At 73.6% G+C, this 18274-nt stretch carries 19 protein-coding genes; 11 read left to right on the top strand and 8 right to left on the bottom strand.

Annotation, left to right across the window (positions count from 1 at the left end):
• Positions 1-18: 18 nt before the first annotated feature.
• The 4 genes from O2V63_RS14525 to O2V63_RS14510 all read right to left on the bottom strand — a co-directional run bounded on the left by O2V63_RS14525 (position 19) and on the right by O2V63_RS14510 (position 2839).
• On the bottom strand, positions 19-798 hold the full coding sequence (locus O2V63_RS14525; protein ID WP_269168271.1) for an ABC transporter permease: 780 nt from the start codon (positions 796-798) through the stop codon (positions 19-21).
• Positions 799-857: 59 nt separating this feature from the next.
• Entirely contained in the window at positions 858-1616 is a 759-nt protein-coding gene (gene modA / locus O2V63_RS14520; RefSeq protein WP_269168270.1) for a molybdate ABC transporter substrate-binding protein, read from the bottom strand.
• A complete protein-coding gene (locus O2V63_RS14515; protein WP_269168269.1) occupies positions 1613-2005 on the bottom strand; it encodes a TOBE domain-containing protein in 393 nt (130 codons plus the stop codon). The genes modA and O2V63_RS14515 overlap by 4 nt, the downstream gene beginning before the upstream one ends.
• Before the next feature lie 72 nt (positions 2006-2077).
• Complete coding sequence (locus O2V63_RS14510) at positions 2078-2839, bottom strand: polyprenol monophosphomannose synthase (protein ID WP_269168268.1); 762 nt, start codon at positions 2837-2839, stop codon at positions 2078-2080.
• Positions 2840-3064: 225 nt separating this feature from the next.
• Here O2V63_RS14510 and O2V63_RS14505 point away from each other — a divergent pair, with 225 nt between their 5' ends.
• The 6 genes from O2V63_RS14505 (at position 3065) to O2V63_RS14480 (ending at position 10372) form a co-directional block, all read left to right on the top strand.
• Positions 3065-3349, top strand: coding sequence for a hypothetical protein (locus tag O2V63_RS14505; RefSeq protein ID WP_269168267.1), 285 nt, complete (start codon positions 3065-3067; stop codon positions 3347-3349).
• Between the two features lie 133 nt (positions 3350-3482).
• Positions 3483-4832, top strand: a complete 1350-nt coding sequence (locus O2V63_RS14500) for a phospholipid carrier-dependent glycosyltransferase (protein WP_269168266.1) — start codon at positions 3483-3485, stop codon at positions 4830-4832.
• Between the two features lie 72 nt (positions 4833-4904).
• Positions 4905-6623, top strand: coding sequence for a RecQ family ATP-dependent DNA helicase (locus O2V63_RS14495; protein WP_269168265.1), 1719 nt, complete (start codon positions 4905-4907; stop codon positions 6621-6623).
• Between the two features lie 162 nt (positions 6624-6785).
• The gene (locus O2V63_RS14490) at positions 6786-8435 is read left to right on the top strand and encodes a carbamoyltransferase family protein (RefSeq protein ID WP_269168264.1); all 1650 of its coding nucleotides are present in this window, start codon (positions 6786-6788) and stop codon (positions 8433-8435) included.
• 122 nt (positions 8436-8557) lie between these two features.
• Entirely contained in the window at positions 8558-9019 is a 462-nt protein-coding gene (locus O2V63_RS14485; protein ID WP_269168263.1) for a DUF4383 domain-containing protein, read from the top strand.
• A 141-nt stretch (positions 9020-9160) separates the two neighbouring features.
• On the top strand, positions 9161-10372 hold the full coding sequence (locus tag O2V63_RS14480; RefSeq protein WP_269168262.1) for an acyl-CoA dehydrogenase family protein: 1212 nt from the start codon (positions 9161-9163) through the stop codon (positions 10370-10372).
• A gap of 37 nt (positions 10373-10409) precedes the next feature.
• Here the strand turns inward: O2V63_RS14480 and O2V63_RS14475 are convergent, their stop codons facing one another.
• Positions 10410-10610: a hypothetical protein gene (locus O2V63_RS14475; protein WP_269168261.1), complete on the bottom strand. Its 201-nt coding sequence runs from the start codon at positions 10608-10610 to the stop codon at positions 10410-10412.
• 143 nt (positions 10611-10753) lie between these two features.
• Here O2V63_RS14475 and O2V63_RS14470 point away from each other — a divergent pair, with 143 nt between their 5' ends.
• On the top strand, positions 10754-11254 hold the full coding sequence (locus O2V63_RS14470; protein WP_269168260.1) for a SigE family RNA polymerase sigma factor: 501 nt from the start codon (positions 10754-10756) through the stop codon (positions 11252-11254).
• Position 11255: 1 nt separating this feature from the next.
• Positions 11256-12605: a hypothetical protein gene (locus O2V63_RS14465; RefSeq protein WP_269168259.1), complete on the top strand. Its 1350-nt coding sequence runs from the start codon at positions 11256-11258 to the stop codon at positions 12603-12605.
• 65 nt (positions 12606-12670) lie between these two features.
• On the opposite strand, the gene O2V63_RS14460 is transcribed toward O2V63_RS14465, so the two are convergent.
• The gene (locus O2V63_RS14460; protein WP_269168258.1) at positions 12671-12868 is read right to left on the bottom strand and encodes a hypothetical protein; all 198 of its coding nucleotides are present in this window, start codon (positions 12866-12868) and stop codon (positions 12671-12673) included.
• An 86-nt stretch (positions 12869-12954) separates the two neighbouring features.
• Here O2V63_RS14460 and O2V63_RS14455 point away from each other — a divergent pair, with 86 nt between their 5' ends.
• A complete protein-coding gene (locus O2V63_RS14455; RefSeq protein WP_269168257.1) occupies positions 12955-13947 on the top strand; it encodes a LacI family DNA-binding transcriptional regulator in 993 nt (330 codons plus the stop codon).
• Between the two features lie 9 nt (positions 13948-13956).
• Here O2V63_RS14455 and O2V63_RS14450 read toward each other — a convergent pair whose 3' ends face one another.
• The gene (locus O2V63_RS14450) at positions 13957-15522 is read right to left on the bottom strand and encodes an aldehyde dehydrogenase family protein (protein WP_269168256.1); all 1566 of its coding nucleotides are present in this window, start codon (positions 15520-15522) and stop codon (positions 13957-13959) included.
• 158 nt (positions 15523-15680) lie between these two features.
• Between O2V63_RS14450 and O2V63_RS14445 the strand changes: the two genes are divergently transcribed.
• Positions 15681-16685 (top strand): tripartite tricarboxylate transporter substrate binding protein, encoded by a 1005-nt coding sequence (locus O2V63_RS14445; RefSeq protein WP_269168255.1) that lies wholly within the window; start codon positions 15681-15683, stop codon positions 16683-16685.
• Positions 16686-16727: 42 nt separating this feature from the next.
• Here O2V63_RS14445 and O2V63_RS14440 read toward each other — a convergent pair whose 3' ends face one another.
• Positions 16728-17636, bottom strand: a complete 909-nt coding sequence (locus O2V63_RS14440; RefSeq protein WP_269168254.1) for a LysR family transcriptional regulator — start codon at positions 17634-17636, stop codon at positions 16728-16730.
• Between the two features lie 124 nt (positions 17637-17760).
• Between O2V63_RS14440 and O2V63_RS14435 the strand changes: the two genes are divergently transcribed.
• A complete protein-coding gene (locus tag O2V63_RS14435; protein WP_269168253.1) occupies positions 17761-18273 on the top strand; it encodes a tripartite tricarboxylate transporter TctB family protein in 513 nt (170 codons plus the stop codon).
• Position 18274 lies beyond the last annotated feature (1 nt).

The following is an 18274-nucleotide window of genomic DNA, read 5'->3' as shown; positions in this document are numbered from 1 at the left end:
CGACGTGCGCGGCCAGGCTCACGTGACCGCTCCCCGCCCCAGCCAGCGGTCGCGCAGCAGCAGCAGGGTGGCCAGGGAGACGCCGAGCAGCACCAGGCTCAGCACGATCGCCGCCTCCGGGTCGCGCTGCAGGGTCAGGTAGACCGCCAGCGGCATGGTCTGCGTCGTCCCCGGGAAGTTGCCGGCGAAGGTGATCGTGGCGCCGAACTCCCCCAGTGCGCGCGCCCAGCACAGCACCGCGCCGGCGGCGATCCCCGGTGCGACCAGGGGCAGGGTGACCCGGCGGAACGTCGTCCACCGGTCGGCGCCGAGGGTGGCGGCGGCGTCCTCGAACCGTGCGTCCGCGGCGCGCAGCGCGCCCTCCACGCTGATCACCAGGAACGGCATCGCCACGAACGTCTCGGCGACGACCACCGCGGCGGTGGTGAACGGCAGCGAGAAGCCGGTGGCCTCGAACAACCAGCGGCCGATGATCCCCTGCCGGCCCAGCACCAGGAACAGCGCGACCCCGCCGACGACCGGCGGCAGCACGAGCGGCACGGTCACCAGCGCGCGCAGCACCGACCGGCCACGCACCTGGGACCGGGCCAGCACCCAGGCCAGCGGGACGCCGAGCAGCAGCGAGACGACGGTGGCCAGGGTGGCCGAGACGAGCGACAGCCGCAGCGCCTCGCCGACGCCCGGCCGGGCCAGCTGCGGGCCGAGGTCCGACCAGGGCGCGCGCACCAGCAGCCCGAGCAGCGGCAGCACCAGGAACGCCACCCCCAGCAGCGCCGGGACCAGCAGCGGCGCCGGCACCCCGCCACCCCGCCCCTGTCTCTGGGGCCAAAGTCGCGACTTTGGCCCCACCGGGTGGGTCATGGGAGGCGGAAGCCGGCGTCGGCGAGGGCCTGGCGGCCGGTGTCCGAGCGCACCAGGTCGACGAACGCCCTCGCCGCCAGCGGGTTGGGTGCCCTCTCGAGCACCATCAGCGGGTAGCGGTTGACCACGTCGGCGGCCTCCGGGACCTCGATCGCCTCCACCGCCGAGCCGGCCGCCGCGACGTCGGTCGCGTAGACCAGCGCGGCGTCGACCTCGCCGAGCTGCACCTTCGTCAGCGCCGCGCGGACGTCCTGCTCCAGGGTGTCCGGCGCGGGGGTCAGGCCGGCGGCGTCGAACACCCGCGCGGCCGCCGCCCCGCACGGCACCTCGGCGGCGCACAGGGCGATGCTCTTCCCCGCGTCGGCGAGGTCGGCCAGCCCGCGCACGTCGGCCGGGTTGCCCGCCGGGACGGCGATGACCAGCGTGTTCTCCGCGAAGACGGCGGGGTCACCGGCGCCCAGGTCGGCGACGGCGTCCAGCTGCTCCTCGTCGGCGGAGGCGAGGACGTCGGCCGGCGCCCCCTGGGTCACCTGGGTCGCCAGCGCGGAGCTGCCGGCGAAGTTGAACTGCACGTCCAGGCCCGGGTGCTCGGACTCGAGCTGGTCGCCGAGGTCGGTGAAGACGTCGGTCAGCGAGGCTGCCGCGAAGACGGTGAGGGTGCCGCCCAGCTCGCCGTCCGTCTCGATCGACCGCCCGTCGTCGACCCCGCATCCAGCCAGGACCAGCAGCAGGGCGCCGGCGACCAGCCGTTTCACGGCACGTCCACGCTGACCTGGGTGGCCTTGACCGTGGCCACCGCCCGGACGCCGGGCTCCAGCCCCAGCTCGTCGGCGGCCTCGCGGGACATCAGCGAGACCAGCCGGAACGGCCCGGCCTGGATCTCCACCTGCGCCATCACGGTGTCCCGCACCACCCGGGTGACGATGCCGGTGAGCCGGTTGCGGGCCGAGGACGAGCGGGTGGCTCCGGGCGAGGGCGCGTCGTACAGCTCGGCGGCGACCCGGGCCAGCTCCGCGCCGTCGACCTGCGCCGGGCCCCCGTCGCGGGTGGCGGACAGCCGATCGCCGTCGATCCAGCGGCGGACCGTGTCGTCACTGACGCCGAGCAGCGCAGCGGCCTCGGCGATCCGGTAGGAGGGAGGCACGCCGGAAGCCTAGTTCCGCAGCTGCGGACGGACAACCGGTTCAGAACCCGCACATGCGGATGTGGGAGTGGGTCAGGCGGCGGCCCGGTGGACGAGCCGCTCACCGCTCGTGGACGTCGACCGCACCACCGGCGCAGGCCGTCGCGAGCTCAGCGACCAGGCGGTGACGCGGACCAGCGCCTCGCGGACGATCCGTGCGCTCATCTTGCTCTCGCCGAACTCCCGGTTCACGAACAGGATCGGCACCTCCACCAGGCGCAGACCCCGGGCCCACACCTGACGGGCCATGTCGATCTGGAAGCAGTAGCCCTGGCTCTGCACCGCGTCCAGGTCCAGCCGCTCCAGGGTGTGGCGACGGAAGGCCCGGAACCCCCCGGTCGCATCCCCCACCGGGAGCCGCAGCGCAGCCCGCACGTACTGGTTGGCGCTGCGGCTGAGCAGCTCACGACTGCGCGGCCAGTCGGCGACGGCACCTCCGGGCACCCAGCGGGAGCCCAGCACGGCATCGGCCCCGGCGAGTCCCGCCAGCAGTCGGGGCAGGTCCTCGGGGCGGTGCGACCCGTCGGCGTCCATCTGCGCCACCACGTCGAAGCCCTCGGCCAGGGCCCACCGGAAGCCGGCGATGTAGGCCGGCCCCAGCCCCTCCTTGCCCGGGCGGTGCAGCACGTGCACCCGCGGGTCATCGGCGGCCAGCCGGTCGGCGAGCTCGCCGGTGCCGTCGGGGCTGTTGTCGTCGATCACCAGCACGTGGGCGTCCGGGACCGCACGCAGCACGCCGGCGAGCGTGCGCGGCAGGCTCTCCCGCTCCTGGTAGGTGGGGATGCAGACGCACACGGACCGAGGATTCACCGTCCCGCCATTACCAGTCCCGACCTCTCGGACACCCCGTTCTCCAACATGATTTACCGACACTCGCCGTTACCGGATCGTTGTGCGATCCATGTGCAGAGAGACAGTTCACCTCCTGTGACCTGATCGTTATGCGTTCCGGGTGTGTGAGGGCGGCGATATGCGGACATGCCTCTGAGCGACCGCTTCCCCCGAACACAGGAGCACCCCATGAACAAGCTCGTCCGCGGCGTCTCCGCCGCCTCCTTCTCCGGCCTCCTCGTCTTCGGCGTTGCTGCGTGCAGCGGCGAGAACGCTGACGAGGACGGGACGGTCGAGGTGACCGAGACCGAGGAGCTCACCGAGACCGAGGAGGTGGAGACCGAGGTCACCGAGACCCTCGAGCCGACCGAGACCGAGACCGAGATCGAGGAAGAGGTCGTCGAGACCGAGACCGAGCTCGAGGTCGAGACCGAGACCGAGTTCGACGTCGACGTCACGGAGGACGAGGGCTGAGTCCTCGACTGACCTCTGGGGTACTCGACCAGTGAGCGCAACCGCGTCCTCGGTTGCGGAACAGAAGACGGGCGGCGCCTCCAGGCGCCGCCCGTCCTCCGTTCCAGGGCGACTGCCCCAGCTCCCTCAGTGGATGGTGGCGCTGGCCCTGGTCGGCCTCGCCGCCGCCATCCGGCTGTGGGACCTCGGCGACCCGGACCGCCTCTACTTCGACGAGAAGTACTACGCCGTCGACGCCTCCGACTACCTGGTCCGGGGTGTCGAGGAGGGTCGCCCGGCCCACCCGCCCATGGGCAAGTGGGTGATCGCGGCCGGCATGGAGCTGTTCGGCTCCACCCCGTTCGGCTGGCGGGTCGGCGTGGCCGTCGCCGGATCGGTCACCGTGTTGCTGACCTACCTGAGCGGGCTCCGCCTGTTCCGCCGCACTGCGCCGGCCGCGCTGGCCGCCGTGCTCGTCGCCCTGGACGGCCTCGCGGTGACGGCCAGCCGGATCGCGATGCTGGACGCGGTCCTCGCCCTGTTCGTCGTCGCTGCGTTCTGGGTCGTACTGCTCGACCGGGACGCCCGCCGCCGCACCCGCGAGGCCGGGGAGGGACTACGCCGGTCCCTCGTCGGCTCCCGCTACCGCTGGCTGGCCGGAGTCGCCCTGGGGCTCGCAGTGGCCACCAAGTGGTCCGGCCTGATCGCCGTCGGCGTCGTCGGGCTGCTGGTGCTCGGCACCGAGCTCAGCGGCCGGGGCGAGCCGTTCCGCCAGGCCATCCGCCGCGCCGTCGCGGTCACCGGCGGCGCCGTGCTGAGCCTGCTGATGGTCCCTGCCGCCGTCTACCTCGCCACCTTCACGGGCTGGTTCGCCAACTACTCGGAGAGCTACGCCGCACAGCAGGCCTGCGAGGCCGGGGACTGCGGCACCTCGGTGGGCGACCGGCTGGAGACCTGGGCGCAGAGCCAGGTCGACCTGGTCGACTACCACCTGGGCCTGGAGGCCAGCCATCCCTACCGCTCCAGCCCGCTCGGCTGGCCCTGGCTGGAGCGGCCGGTGCTGGTCTACGCCGAGAGCTGCACCACTGCACAGCAGGAGGCCGGGGAGTGCGAGGTGCCGCCGGACACCCGGGCGCGGATCGTCATGCTCGGCAACCCCGGCCTGTGGTGGCCGGCCCTGCTGGCCTACCCGGTGCTGATCGGGCGGGCGGTCGCCGGCCGGGACGGCATCGCGGCCACCATCCTGGTCCCGCTGGCGTTGCTCTGGGCGCCTTGGCTGGCCGCGAACAAGCCCGGCTACTTCTTCTACATGGTGCCGGTGGTGCCGTTCATCGCCCTGGGCCTGGTCCGTGCGGTGCAGGCGACCCGCCGGCCCCGGCTGGTCGGTGCGGCGGTGCTCGCCCTCTCCGTGGCCGGGTTCGCCTTCTTCGCCCCGGTCTGGCTGGGGCTCCCGCTGGAGTCGGATGCCCTGGACCTGCGGTTCTGGCTCGACTCCTGGAACTGACGGCGCCGAGACGGACTTCGCCGTGCGGCTGCGGCTCGTTTGTCGATCTCGGCGGTCGGGAAGTCGCGATCGGTGACCCAGACCGCCCAGCGCGCCGCCGACCCCACGACCTCCGCTGGGGGTTCGGCCTCCGTGCGCACCCGGCGGATCCGGGAGACCGCCCGGGAGGTGCTCGGGTTCGACGAGTTCCGCCCCGGCCAGGAGGACGCCATGAAGGCGGTCGCGGCCGGCCGGGACACCCTCGCCGTGCTGCCCTCCGGGGCCGGCAAGTCCGCTGTCTACACCGTCACGGGGTTGCTGCTGGACGGCCCGGTCGTCATCGTCTCCCCGCTCATCGCCCTGCAGCGCGACCAGGTGCAGCGGCTGGCTGACCTGGGCGAGGAGCGGGTCGGCCGGGCGGCGGTGCTGAACTCCGGACTGTCCGCGCAGGAGCGTCGGGACGTGCTGGACGGCGTGGGTGACGGAACGGTCCGCTACTGCTTCCTCGCGCCCGAGCAACTGGCCAAGCCGGAGGTGGTCGAGGCACTGCGGGCGGCATCACCGGCAGTGTTCGTGGTCGACGAGGCGCACTGCGTGTCCGCCTGGGGGCACGACTTCCGCCCCGACTACCTGCGCCTGGGCGGGGTCGTCCAGCAGCTGGGCCACCCGACGGTGCTGGCGCTGACCGCGACCGCCGCGCCCCCGGTGCGGGCCGAGATCGTGGAACGGCTGGAGATGACCGACCCGGAGGTCGTCGTGGCCGGCTTCGACCGCCCGGAGATCCGGCTGGAGGTCGAGCAGCACGCCGATGCGCACACCAAGCACACCGCCGTCCTGGACCGGGTCATCGCGCTGACCGAGCGGGGCAGCGGGATCCTCTACAGCGCCACCCGCCGCAGCACCGAGGAGCTCGCCGAGGCGCTCGACGACCGCGGCCTGCGTGCCCGGGCGTACCACGCCGGGCTGCGGAAGAGCGACCGTGCGGAGGTGCAGCGGCAGTTCATGGCCGACGAGCTGGACGTCGTCGTCGCCACCACCGCCTTCGGCATGGGGATCGACCGGCCGGAGACCCGGTTCGTCGTGCACGCCGAACCGGCCGACTCGGTCGACAGCTACTACCAGGAGATCGGCCGGGCCGGCCGCGACGGCGAGCCGGCGGTGGCGGTGCTGGTGTACCGCCAGGAGGACCTGGGGCTGCGCAGGTTCTTCGCGGCCGGCGCCCCGGCCGAGGAGGAGCTGCAGCAGGTCGCCGGGCTGGTGCGAGCCGGGGCGGCCGCCGGGATGGACGGCGTCGACGTCCGCGACCTGCGCGAGGAGACCGGCCGCCCCGCGACCCCGCTGGTCCGCGACCTCAACCTGCTGGAACAGGCAGGCGCCGTCGTCCTGGACGAGGAGGGGACGGCGGCACCGGCGCCCGACGCACCGCCGCCCGGCCAGGCCGCGGCCGACGCCCGGGAGCTCGCCGAGCACCACGTCCGGGTCGACGAGAGCCGGGTCGAGATGATGCGTGGCTACGCCGAGACCACCGGCTGCCGTCGGCAGTTCCTGCTCGGCTACTTCGGCGAGCAGCTGGGCTCCCCGTGCGGGAACTGCGACAACTGCAGCGCCGGACTCTCCCAGGAGCACGCCGCCGACGCGGACCACCCGTTCCCGGTGGACGTGCCGGTCGAGCACACCGAGTGGGGCCCCGGCGTCGTCATGCGGCACGAGGACGACCGCGTCGTCGTCCTGTTCGAGGAGGTCGGCTACAAGACCCTCGCCCTGCAGCCCGTGCTCGACCACGGCCTGCTGCGGCGGCGCTCCGGCACCTGAGCGCCCGGCCTCGGTCAGCACATCGGCAGGTCGGGGCCCTGCATCGACCCCCGGGCGTCTCCACCGACGGGGTGATCCCTGCCGCTCACCGTGCAGCGCCCGACCTCCGGCGTGATCATGAACAGGGACCGGGCCGCTGGAGCCCGGCCGGGAGGAGTGCACGTGAAGGTCCTGGGCATCAACGCGATCTACCACGACCCGTCGGCGGCGCTGGTCGTCGACGGGAAGGTCGTCGCCGCAGCGGAGGAGGAGCGGTTCAGTCGGCGCAAGCACGGCAAGCGCCCGCTGCCCTGGAGCGCCTGGGAACTGCCCGAGCTGTCCGCGGCCTGGTGCCTGCGCGAGGCCGGCATCCGCCCCGAGGAGCTGGACGCGGTCGCCTACTCCTTCGACCCGGCGCTGATGGGCACCCCGGAGGAGTCCGGGCTGTTCGACGACGGCGACGTGATGCGCAAGAAGTACGCCGAGATGGCCCCGGACTTCCTGGCCCACGCCCTGCCCGGGCTCGACCCGGCGAAGGTCCGCTTCGTCAAGCACCACGTCGCGCACGCGGCCTCGGCCGGCCTGGCCGCCCCGCAGCGGGACAACGCGGTGCTCGTCCTCGACGGCCGCGGTGAGGCGCACAGCCACCTGGCCGGCCGCTACGTCGACGGGCAGCTCGAGGTGCTCGCCGGCCAGGCGCTGCCGCACTCCCTCGGCCTGATGTACGAGGACCTCACCGACCACCTGGGCTTCCTGCGCAGCTCCGACGAGTTCAAGGTCATGGCGATGGCCAGCTACGGCAAGCCGCGCTTCGTCGGCGACCTGACCGAGCTGATCCGGGCCACCGACGACGGCGGGTTCCGCACCGAGGCGATCGACTACACCGAGTTCGCCCCCCGCCTGGGCAAGGGCGACCAGTGGACCTCCGACCACGCCGACCTGGCGGCCAGCGTGCAGCAGCGGCTGGAGGAGGTGCTGATCGACCTGGCCCGCTGGGTGCACGAGCAGACCGGCGAGAAGACCCTCACCCTGGCCGGCGGCACCGCGCTCAACTGCGTGGCCAACACCCGGATCCTCGCCGAGAGCCCGTTCGAGCAGGTCTGGGTGCAGCCGGCCGCCGGCGACTCCGGGACGGCGCTGGGTGCCGCCCTGCACGTGGCCCGCGAACTCGGCGAGGAGACCCAGCCGATGCCCGGCGCCGCACTCGGCCGGGGCTGGACCGACGACGAGATCGAGCAGGTGCTGATCACCGCGGCGATCGACTACGAGCGCCCGGAGGACGTGGCCGAGGCCGTGGCCGAGGTGCTGGCCGACAACGGCATCGTCGCCTGGTTCCAGGGGCGCAGCGAGTACGGCCCGCGCGCGCTGGGGCACCGCTCGCTCATCGCCCACCCCGGCTTCGAGGCCAACCTGGAGCGGATGAACGACGTCAAGGGGCGCGAGCAGTTCCGCCCGGTGGCCCCGATGGTGCTGCTGGAGAAGGCGCCGGAGATCTTCAGCCGCGGGCCCATCCCCTCGCCCTACATGCTCTTCGTGCACGACGTGGCACCCGAGTGGCGGGAGCGCATCCCCACCGTCACCCACGTCGACGGGACGGCGCGGATCCAGACCATCGACCCGGAGACGTCCCCGCTGGTGCACCGGATGATCTCGGCGTTCGAGCGGCGCACCGGGCTGCCGGTGGTGGTGAACACCAGCCTGAACACCGCCGGCCGGCCGATGGTCGACGACCCCCGGGACGCGCTGGAGTGCTTCGGCTCGGCTCCGGTCGACCTGCTCGCGATCGGCCCGTTCGTCGTCCGCCGGCCGAAGGCGACCCCCCGCCCGGCCTGAGGTGACGATCAGGCAACGGCCGTCACCCGTTCGGGTGGCGGCCGTTTTCGTACCGGCCCCCTGGGAACTCCCTGTGTGCGCCCGCTGAGCACCTGGCGGCGCACGACACCACGGAGGCACCCATGTCCAACGCAGACCTGCCCGGCGCCGGCAACCGAGGGATGACCTGGCCGCAGATGCTCGCCCTGGCGATCGGTGTCATCTACACCCTCGTCGGCATCGTCGGCTTCTTCATCACCGGCTTCGACGACTTCGCCGAGCACACCGACGAGACGATCCTCGGGTTCGGCATCAACCCGCTGCACAACATCGTCCACCTCGTGATCGGCCTGGCCGGCATCGCGCTGGCCCGGAAGCTGAGCACCGCCCGCACCTACGGCTGGCTGCTGGCCGTCGGCTACGGCGCGGCCTTCGTCTACGGCCTGTTCGCCGCAGGCGGGGACGACTCGCTCAACTTCCTGAGCATCAACTGGGCCGACAACTGGCTGCACCTGGCCAGCGTCCTGGCCGGTCTGGCCATCGCGCTCGGCCCGGTGAAGACCGTGGACACCACGCACGGGTCGGACCACTCCCTGCGCCGCTGAGCCCAGCGGCCGGGGCCTGCCCCGGCACACCAGCAGCACCTCGACCGCCCGGACACCAGCTGGTGTCCGGGCGGTCGCGCGCGTGGCACCGGGTGCCGACCCCGGTGCGTCCCACGTCACGTCCGGCGCTAACGTCCGTCCATGGACTTCACCCTCTCCGCCAAGGCCGAGGACGTCAGTGGCCGGATGTGGGACTTCATGCGGGAACAGGTCTTCCCCGCTGAGCCCGTGTACGAGGAGTGGCGCGCCGCGCGCGGCCACGACGACCACGCCCACCCCCCGATCCTGGAGGACCTCAAGGCCGAGGCGCGCAGGCGCGGCCTGTGGAACCTCTTCCACCACGAACTCGGCGGCATGACCAACCTCGAGTACGCCTCGATCGCCGAGATCATGGGCTGGTCGCCGGTCATCGCGCCGGAGGTGACGAACTGCGGGGCCCCGGACACCGGGAACATGGAGACCCTGATGCTCTTCGGGACCGAGGAGCAGAAGGCCCGCTGGCTCACGCCGCTGCTGGAGGGCGAGATCCGCTCCGGCTTCGCGATGACCGAGCCGGACGTCGCCAGCTCCGACGCCCGCAACATCCAGACCTCGATCGTCCGGGACGGCGACGAGTACGTCATCAACGGCCGCAAGTGGTGGACCAGCGGCGCCGCCGACGAGCGCTGCGAGATCTTCATCCTGATGGGCAAGACCGACCCGGACGGCCCGCCGCACCGGCAGCAGTCGATGGTGCTGGTGCCGCGGGACACCCCGGGCCTGGAGATCGTCCGGCACCTGCCGGTGTTCGGGTACCAGGACCAGCACGGCCACTCGGAGCTGCGGTTCACCGACGTCCGGGTGCCGGTGGGCAACATCCTCTCCGGCGAGGGCGACGGCTTCATGATCGCCCAGGCCCGGCTCGGGCCCGGCCGGATCCACCACTGCATGCGCGCCATCGGCATGGCCGAGCGGGCGCTGGCGCTGATGGTGGAGCGGGCGAAGTCCCGGGTCGCCTTCGGCCGGCCGCTGGCCGAGCAGGGCACCGTGCGGGAGTCGATCGCGCTCTCCCGGATCGAGATCGACCAGGCCCGGCTGTACGTGCTGCAGACCGCCGACCTGATCGACCGGTTCGGCGCCAAGGGCGCCCGCACCGAGATCTCCGCGATCAAGGTGGCCGCACCGCGGGTGGCCCTCGACGTCATCGACCGGGCGATCCAGCTGCACGGCGGCGCCGGGGTCAGCGGCGACACCGTGCTGGCCCGGTTCTACGCCAGCGCCCGCACCCTGCGGATCGTCGACGGCCCGGACGCGGTGCACATCCGTGGGGTCGCCAAGGAGGAACTGGCCCGCGAGCGCCCCTTCGCCGGCTGATGCCGGTGGGCCCGCCGCATCCCGGCGGGCCCACCGGTCACGGGGCCAGCGTGCCCCCGAACGCGCCGCCGGCCAGCTTGGCCATCAGCTGCGTGCGGTCCAGCCCGGCCGCGGTGAGCGCGTCGCCGTCCCGGTCGGTGTCGATCTGCTCCGGCAGGTCTCCCTCCACCTTGTCCGCGGTGTCGTTGTCGCCCTCGGTGCGCAACACCTGGACCAACTGCTCCCTGCTGATCTGCACGGCCGTCTCCACTCCTCGATGTGTCAGCGGTCACACTGCCGGGTCGTCGACGAGAACGCCAGATGGTCACGATCAGGTCACGGAGGCACCTTCCCCGGCCGGTCCACCGCGTCTTAGAGGGTGACGACGACGGGGGGAGACCGGTGCGAGCCGAGCACGAGGAAGCGTTCGAGGCGTTCGTCGCCGCACGCTCCGACGACCTGCTGCGGGTCGGCTTCCTGCTGACCGCCGACCGCGGCCACGCCGAGGACCTGCTGCAGACCGCACTGCTCAAGGCCTACCGCCACTGGGGCCGGATCTCCGGCGAGGACGCCTACCCCTACGTACGCCGGGTGCTGGTGACCAGCGCCGCGAGCTGGCGCCGCCGCCGCACCACCCAGGAGATCGTCTCCCTCCCCGCGCACGACGCCCCCGAGCCCGACCAGACCGACGTCTTCGCCGAACGCGACGCCATGGCCACCGCGCTGGCCACCCTGCCGCCGCGGATGCGCGCGGTCCTGGTGCTCCGCTACGGCGAGGACCTCGGCGAGGCCGCCACCGCCGCAGCTCTGGGCTGCTCGGTGAACACCGTCAAGAGCCAGACCACCCGGGGGCTCGCGCGGCTGCGCGCCGCCCTGCCCGCCCGTGCCCTCGAGGAGCGCTGAGATGGACCTGCTGGACGTCGAGACCGAGCTCCGGTCCCACCTGGCCACCCGCCCGACCCCCCGTGCCCCCGGTGACCTGGCCGCGCGCACCCGGCTGCGGCACCGCCAGCAGCGCCGGCAGCAGGCGGCGGTGGCCGGCGTCGGGCTGGCGGTCGCGCTCGTCTTCGGGTCGGTGCCGGTGGTGCGCGGCCTGCTGCCCGACACCGGGACGACACAGGACGTCGCCGCGCCGTCCCGCGGGGTGAGCACGCGGAGCCTCTACGACCTGCCTCCGCGCGGGGCGCTCGCCGGGAACGACGCCTGGCTGCAGGCGGTGGCCGCACTGCCGTGGCAGGCCGGCGAGTTCGACCCGGACACGCCCCCGCCCACCGACAGCCACCGGGTGGCCTGGGCCGGTGACGAGGCCGGCCTGCGGATCGCCTTCGTGCTGGGCCAGGCAGACGGCCGGCTCAGCGGGACCTGGTTCACCGGCCCGGCCGGCGCGCAGCCGGGCGAGATGACCCAGGCGACCGGCGTCCAGCGGCTGGTCCGCAACCAGCCCCTGGCGTTCGTCGACGTCCCGGACGGCGGGTCGCCCGGCGTGCTGGTCGTCGTCGGACTCCCCGGCGACACCGTGGAGTACGTCGCCGCCACCACCGTGACCGCCGCCGGTGAGGAGCAGGTCGACCGGCGCCAGCTGCCCGGGGAGGACGGCGTGGCCGCCGGGGCGATCAGCGACCCGCGCGCATCGGCGCGCAGCCTGCAGGTCGTCGTCCAGCGGAACGGTCAGGAGCTCGGGATGAGCTACACGCTCACCGACCGCGCCGAGGCCGCTGCCCGGGCCCCGATCGAGGGGATCGCCGACCCGCGGGCGGTGGGGTCGCGGGTCTCCGGGGACACCGTGCAGAACCTCCTGCAGCTCCCGCTGAGCGCCTACGGTCCCGGCCTGGAGGGCGCTAGCACGGTGCTGCTCGCCGCCGGGCCCACCACGGACGGCCGCGGGGAGATGGTGCTGGCCGGGATCACGTTCCGCTCCGGCGCGACGACGCTGGTGGTGGGCGCCACCCAGCAACAGGCCGACGGGTCGACGACCAGCTCGAGCTCGACCGACGACCCGCAGCCGGCTGGGACCCCGCTGACCGAGCAGGTGCTGGCGGTGCCGCTGGACGGGGACGTCGCAGTCAGCGGGCCTCCGGACGCCGTCGAGGCGCAGGTGCTGGACGCCGACGGCTCGCTCCTGACCGCGCTGCCGCTGGTGGCCGGCAGCGGGGTGGGCACCGCGGGCGACGGCCCGGCGGCCGCCGTGGTCCGGTTCCTGGCCGCGGACGGCACCGTGCTCGCCGAGGTGCCGGTCAGCGAGCTCGGCCGGTGACCGGGGAGCCGGCGTCGGTCACCGCGATGCGGCAGCTGGCCGCCGAGGCGTGGGGACGGCGGGGGTCAGCGCGGTGGCGCCCGGCGCACGACGACGGCGCCCACCACCGCCACCACCAGGGCGACCGCCACCTGGGCGATGCCGATCCCGCCGCGGTCGCTGCCGAACCACGTGACGCTGGAGACCAGCAGGACGAGGGCGACGCCCAGCAGGAACAGGCCGATCAGCCGCTGTCGATCGGCGGGCGGCTCCGGTGACGTCATGCCACCGACCCTCTCAGACCAGGCTGAGAGCGGTTCCAGTGCGCTGGTCCCCCCGGCGCCGGCCGGCCGGTGACAGGGTGGGTGGCATGCGTGAGGACCACCGGCCTGCGGTGACCATCGAGCACGTGGCCCGTGCTGCCGGGGTCTCCCGGGCCACCGTCTCCCGGGTGCTCACCGGCTCCGGCCCGTCCTCCGCCGACGCCGGGCAGCGGGTGCGTGCCGCGGCCGAGCGGCTGGGCTACACCGCCGACCCGGTGGCCCGCGCGCTGGTCCACGGCCGTGGCACGCGTCTCGTGGTGGCGGTGACCAGCGCATCCCCGACCGAGCTCGTCGACTGCCCCTACGTCTCCCGGGTGGTCGGCTCGACCGCGCAGCGGTGCGCCGGCGAGGGGCTCGGGGTGGCGCTGCAGTGGCTGCCCCTGGGCGCGCCGGAGCCCACCCTCGAGGCGCTCGCCCGGGACCGTTCGGTCGCCGGGGTGGTGCTGGTGAACACCACCCGCCGAGTGCTCGCCGCCGTGCCGCCCCGGCTGGCCGGGCGGGTGGCCTCGATCGGCGCGGGCTCCCCCACCGTGCCCCTGGTCGACGTCGACACCAGCGCCGCCGCAGCGGTGCTCACCGCACACCTGCTCGGCTCGGGTCGCCGGCGGATCGCGATGCTGGCCGGGCCGCCGTGGCTGCCCTGCACCGAGCGCCCGGTCGCCGCGCACCGGGCCGCCGTCCGCGCCGCGGGCCTGCCCGAACGGGTGCTGGCCGGGGACTTCACCACCGAGAGCGGTCGGCAGGGAGCCGCCGAGGCGCTGCGCCGCTGGCCGGACACCGACGCCCTGTACGCGATCTGCGACGAGACCGCCCTCGGCGCGATCCAGGCGGTCCGGGCGCTGGGCCGCCGGGTGCCGGACGACGTCGCCGTGACCGGCTTCGACGACCTGCCGCTGGCGGCCTTCAGCGGGCCGACGCTGACCACGGCGACGCACCCGGTCGAGCAGATCGCCGCCCGCGCGGCGGGCAGCCTGATCGACCGGGACCGCACCCCGGTCACCCTGTTCCCCTCCGAGCTGGTGGTCCGGCAGAGCGCCTGAGCGGGGCGTTCAGATCGCAGCGGGGTACCGCGAGTGCTCCGGGAAGTTGCCGTACAGCAGCTCGTTCTCCGCGCCCTGGGTGACCGCCTGCACCAGCAGCTCGCCGCCGACGAAGCAGCCCAGCCAGGACGCGCCCCGGCCACCGAACGGCTCCGCCCGGTCGCCGCGGGAGCGGGGCTTGTTGATGCCGACCTTGAACGCCTGCACCTCCCGGGCCAGCCGGCGGGCCTTCTCCTCGTCGTCGCAGGCCAGGCTGGCGACCAGCGCGCCGTTGGAGGCGTTCATCTGGGCCAGCAGTTCCGCCTCGGAGTCGACGACGACGATGGTGTCGATCGGCCCGAACGGCTCGGCGTGCATGAGGGAGCTCGCGCCGGCGGGGGAGAGCAGCGCCGCGGGTGCCACGTAGGCGGAGGTGTCCTGGCCGGTGATGAACCGGCCGTCGGAGAGGCTGCCCCGGTACAGCGGCACCGCGCCCCGGTGCATCGCGTCGTCCACCTGGCGGCCGAGCTCCTGGGCCTTGGCCGCGCTGATCACCGGCCCGAGGTCCAGCGTCGGGAGGTCGTCGCCGTCGGCCTCGACGGCCAGCGGGTGCCCGAAGCGGAGCGACTGCACGACCGGCAGGTAGGTGGCCAGGAACTGGTCGACGAGCTCCCGCTGGACGACGTAGCGCGGGTAGGCGGTGCACCGCTGCTTGCCGTACTCGAAGCCCTTCTTGAGGTGTGCGGCCAGCCCGGCCCAGTCGGAGAACTCCCAGATCCCCCAGGCGTTGAGCCCCTCCTGCTCGAGCATGTGCCGCTTGCCGGTGTCCAGCAGGTCGGCGGCGACCTTCCCGCCGTTGGAGCGGCCGCCGACGAAGGCCAGTGCGCCGATCTCCGGGGAGCGCACCAGCACGCTGGACAGCTCCGCACCGCCGCCGGAGAGCAGGGTGACCGGCAGCCCCTCCCGGGCCATCAGCGCGTGGGCCAGGGTCAGGCAGGCCGCACCGCCCTGCGACGGCGTCTTGGCCAGCACCGCGTTGCCGGCCAGCAGTTGCACCAGCTCGGCGTGCACCAGCACCGACATCGGGTAGTTCCAGCTGGCGATGTTGGACACCGGGCCGGCCAGCGGCGCCCGGTCGCCGAGCATGGTGTCGATCTCCTCGACGTACCAGCGGACGCCGTCCAGCGCCCGGTCGACGTCGGCGCAGGCCAGCTTCCACGGCTTGCCGATCTCCCAGGCCAGCAGCAGCGCGAGCTCGTCGCGGGCGGCGGCCATCGCCTCGACGGCGGCGGCGACCCGGGCCTTGCGCTCGGCGAGCGGGGTCTGCGCCCACTCACGGTGGGCGGCCGCCGCGGCCAGGACGGCGTGCTGCGCCTCGCCGGCCGACAGGCGGGGGAGACCGATGAGCTTGGTGCCGTCGACCGGGGTCACCAGCGGCTCGGGGCTGCCGATCGGTCGCCAGGCGCCGTCCACGAGGTTGTGCAGCCGGTCGGTGCCGAACGCCTCGGGGGCGAGCTCTGCGGCACGGCCGAGGACCGCGGCCCACTCCGTGCCGGGCTTGACGTGCAGGGCGGGGGGCGACGACACGGCAGCCATGGCGGCACTCTGCCAGTCGTCTTGGACGTCTGGCGAATGAACTCACTCACACGGTCCTCGGGATCGTTGCCCGACCGTGATCCAGCGGCCGGGCGACCCCTCGGGAGGCAGGGCACAGTGAGCCAGGCCACTGCCCATGCTCACGACGGAGGTAACCGATGCAACGACGCCGGCTCACCGTTCCCGCACTCCTCGCCGCATCCGCACTCACCCTCGCCGGCTGCGGCGGCGCCGAGGACGAGCCCGCGACGGGAGGTGGTGGGGACGACGCCGCGGCGGCGAACTACCCGACCGACGACATCACCCTCTACGTGCCCTACGCCGCGGGCGGCCCGACCGACCTGGCCGCACGGACGATCGGCGACTGCCTGACCACGGAGTTCGGCCAGACCGTCGTGGTGGAGAACCGTCCCGGCGCCTCCGGGTCGCTCGGCATGCAGGCGATGCTGGCCGGCGGCAACGACGGCTACAGCCTGTCGCTGATCGCCGTCCCGGCCACCGCGACCAACCCGCTCCAGCAGGACGTCGGCTACACCAACGAGGACTACGTCCCGATCGCCGCCGTCACCGAGATCCCCTCCGTCCTCGCGGTCGGCGCGGACTCCGAGTACGCCGATGCCGAGGCCTTCTTCCAGTACGCCGAGGAGAACCCCGGCCAGCTCAACGTCGGCGTCCCGGGGGCGACGACGTCCCAGGCGATGGAGCTGCAGCGGCTGGCCGAGGAGTACGACGTCCAGCTGACCGCGGTGCCGTTCACCGGCAACGCCGAGATGACCACGGCCCTGCTCGGCGGCAACGTGGACGCCGTCTTCATCAACGCCTCGGAGGACGTGCTGGCGAACATCGACGCCGGCGAGTTCGTGCCGCTGGCGGTGAGCCCCGCCGAGCAGGTCGACTACCTCGAGGACGTGCCCACGCTGGCCGAGTCGGGCTTCCCGGAGCTGACCAACAGCGTGTCGGTGTTCGGCCTCGCAGCCCCGGCCGGCACGCCCGAGGACGTCGTCACCACCCTGGAGACGACGGTCAACGACTGCCTGGAGCAGCCCGACGTGATGGAGCGGCTCGGCGAGGAGTACGTGCCCGACGAGTTCATCGGCACGGATGCCTTCGCCGACCGGATCGACGAGATCGTCGAGACGTACGGCCCGATCCTGCAGGAGTGAGCCCCGGTGACCGGCGCCGTCCACAGCGGGGGACGGCGCCGGTCACCGAGCATCTGGTGGCGGGCTGGGCAGCACCTCCTCGGCAGTGGCCAGGAACCCGGCCAGCACCGGGGAGGGGTCTTCCCGTCGCCAGGCCAGCGCGATCGGCACCCGCACGTCGACACCTCCCGCGATCGGGCGGAAGACCACCCCCTCCAGCTGGAGCTGCTCGGCCGACGCGGGCATCAGCGTCACCCCCACGGCGGCACCGACCAGGGCGACCACCGTGTGGGTGTCCGGCGCCTCCTGGACGACCCGCGGGGTGAACCCGGCCGAGAAGCAGGCGTGCACCGCCGCGTCGCGCAGTGCGGAGCCGTGCCGCGAGGGATAGGTGACGAAGGCCTCGCCGGAGAGGTCCGCCAGGTCCACGGCGTCCTCGCCGGCGAGCGGGTGGTCCAGCGGCAGCACGGCCATCAGCGGCTCGTTGAGGATGACCCGGCTGGCCAGTGGCCCGTCGGGCACCGGCGCGCGGAGGAACCCGACGTCGATCCGGCCGTCCAGCAACGAGCTCACCTGGGTGCCGCTGAACACCGCCGGGTGCAGGTCCAGCCGCACCAGGGGGTAGCGCTGGCGGTAGGCGCGGGCCATCCGCGGGAGCAGCCGCCAGGTGATCGCCCCGGTCACCCCGACCCGGATCTCGCCGCGCGCGCCCCGCTCCGTGGCCAGCACCGACTCCCGCGCCCGGTCGACCTCGGCCAGCACCCGGTGCACGTGCTCCAGGAAGACCACGCCCGCCGCGGTCAGCCGCACCTGCCGGGTGGTCCGCTCCAGCAGCAGCGTGCCGACGTCCTGCTCGAGGTGCTTGATCTGCTGGCTGAGCGCGGGCTGGGCGGTGTGCAGCCGGAGCGCCGCCCGCCCGAAGTGCAGCTCCCCGGCCACGGCGGCGAACGCGCGCAGGTGTCGCAGCTCCATCGAACCCCTCCACCATTCATGCACAGCCGATCTCGATCAGCGGGTCATTCCGTATTGGACCACTCTCAAAGCCGGCCCTAGTGTCCTGCCTCACACGCGGCGTCAACGAGGACGAGGTGAGCACGTGCACGGCTCGACATCTGCGTCCCGCGCCCCCACCGAGGGGACGGCCGACCGGGGGCACCGGTGGCGGCAGCTGCACCGGATCGCGCCCCTGCTGCTCCTCGCCTTCGGGGTGGCCGCGGTCATCGGCTCCCGCCGGCTGGGCCTGGGCGAGCTCACGGCCCCGGGGCCGGGGCTGTGGCCCTTCATCGTCTCGCTGCTGCTGACCGGCACCGCAGCCGTCCTGGTCCTCATCGACCCGGCCGAGGACTACGAGCCATGGACCCGCGGCACGGTGCGGATCATCGCCGGGCTGGTCAGCCTCGGGGTCTTCATCCTGCTGTTCCAGACCTTCGGCTTCGTCGTCTCGGCGTTCCTGATGCTGGTGCTGTGGCTGCGGGTCTTCGGCGGGGAGACCTGGCGCTGGACGCTGGGGCTGGCCGTCGGCGGCACGGCCGTGATGTACCTGCTGTTCGTCGAGCTGCTCGGCGTGCCCTTCCCCGACGGCCTCGTCGACGCCGTGATCGGGGGCTGAC

The sequence above is a fragment of the Modestobacter sp. VKM Ac-2977 genome (assembly GCF_026968045.1).
Lineage (GTDB): Bacteria > Actinomycetota > Actinomycetes > Mycobacteriales > Geodermatophilaceae > Modestobacter.
Note: the sequence above shows the minus strand (reverse complement) of the source record. Positions and strands in the feature narration are given on the sequence as shown.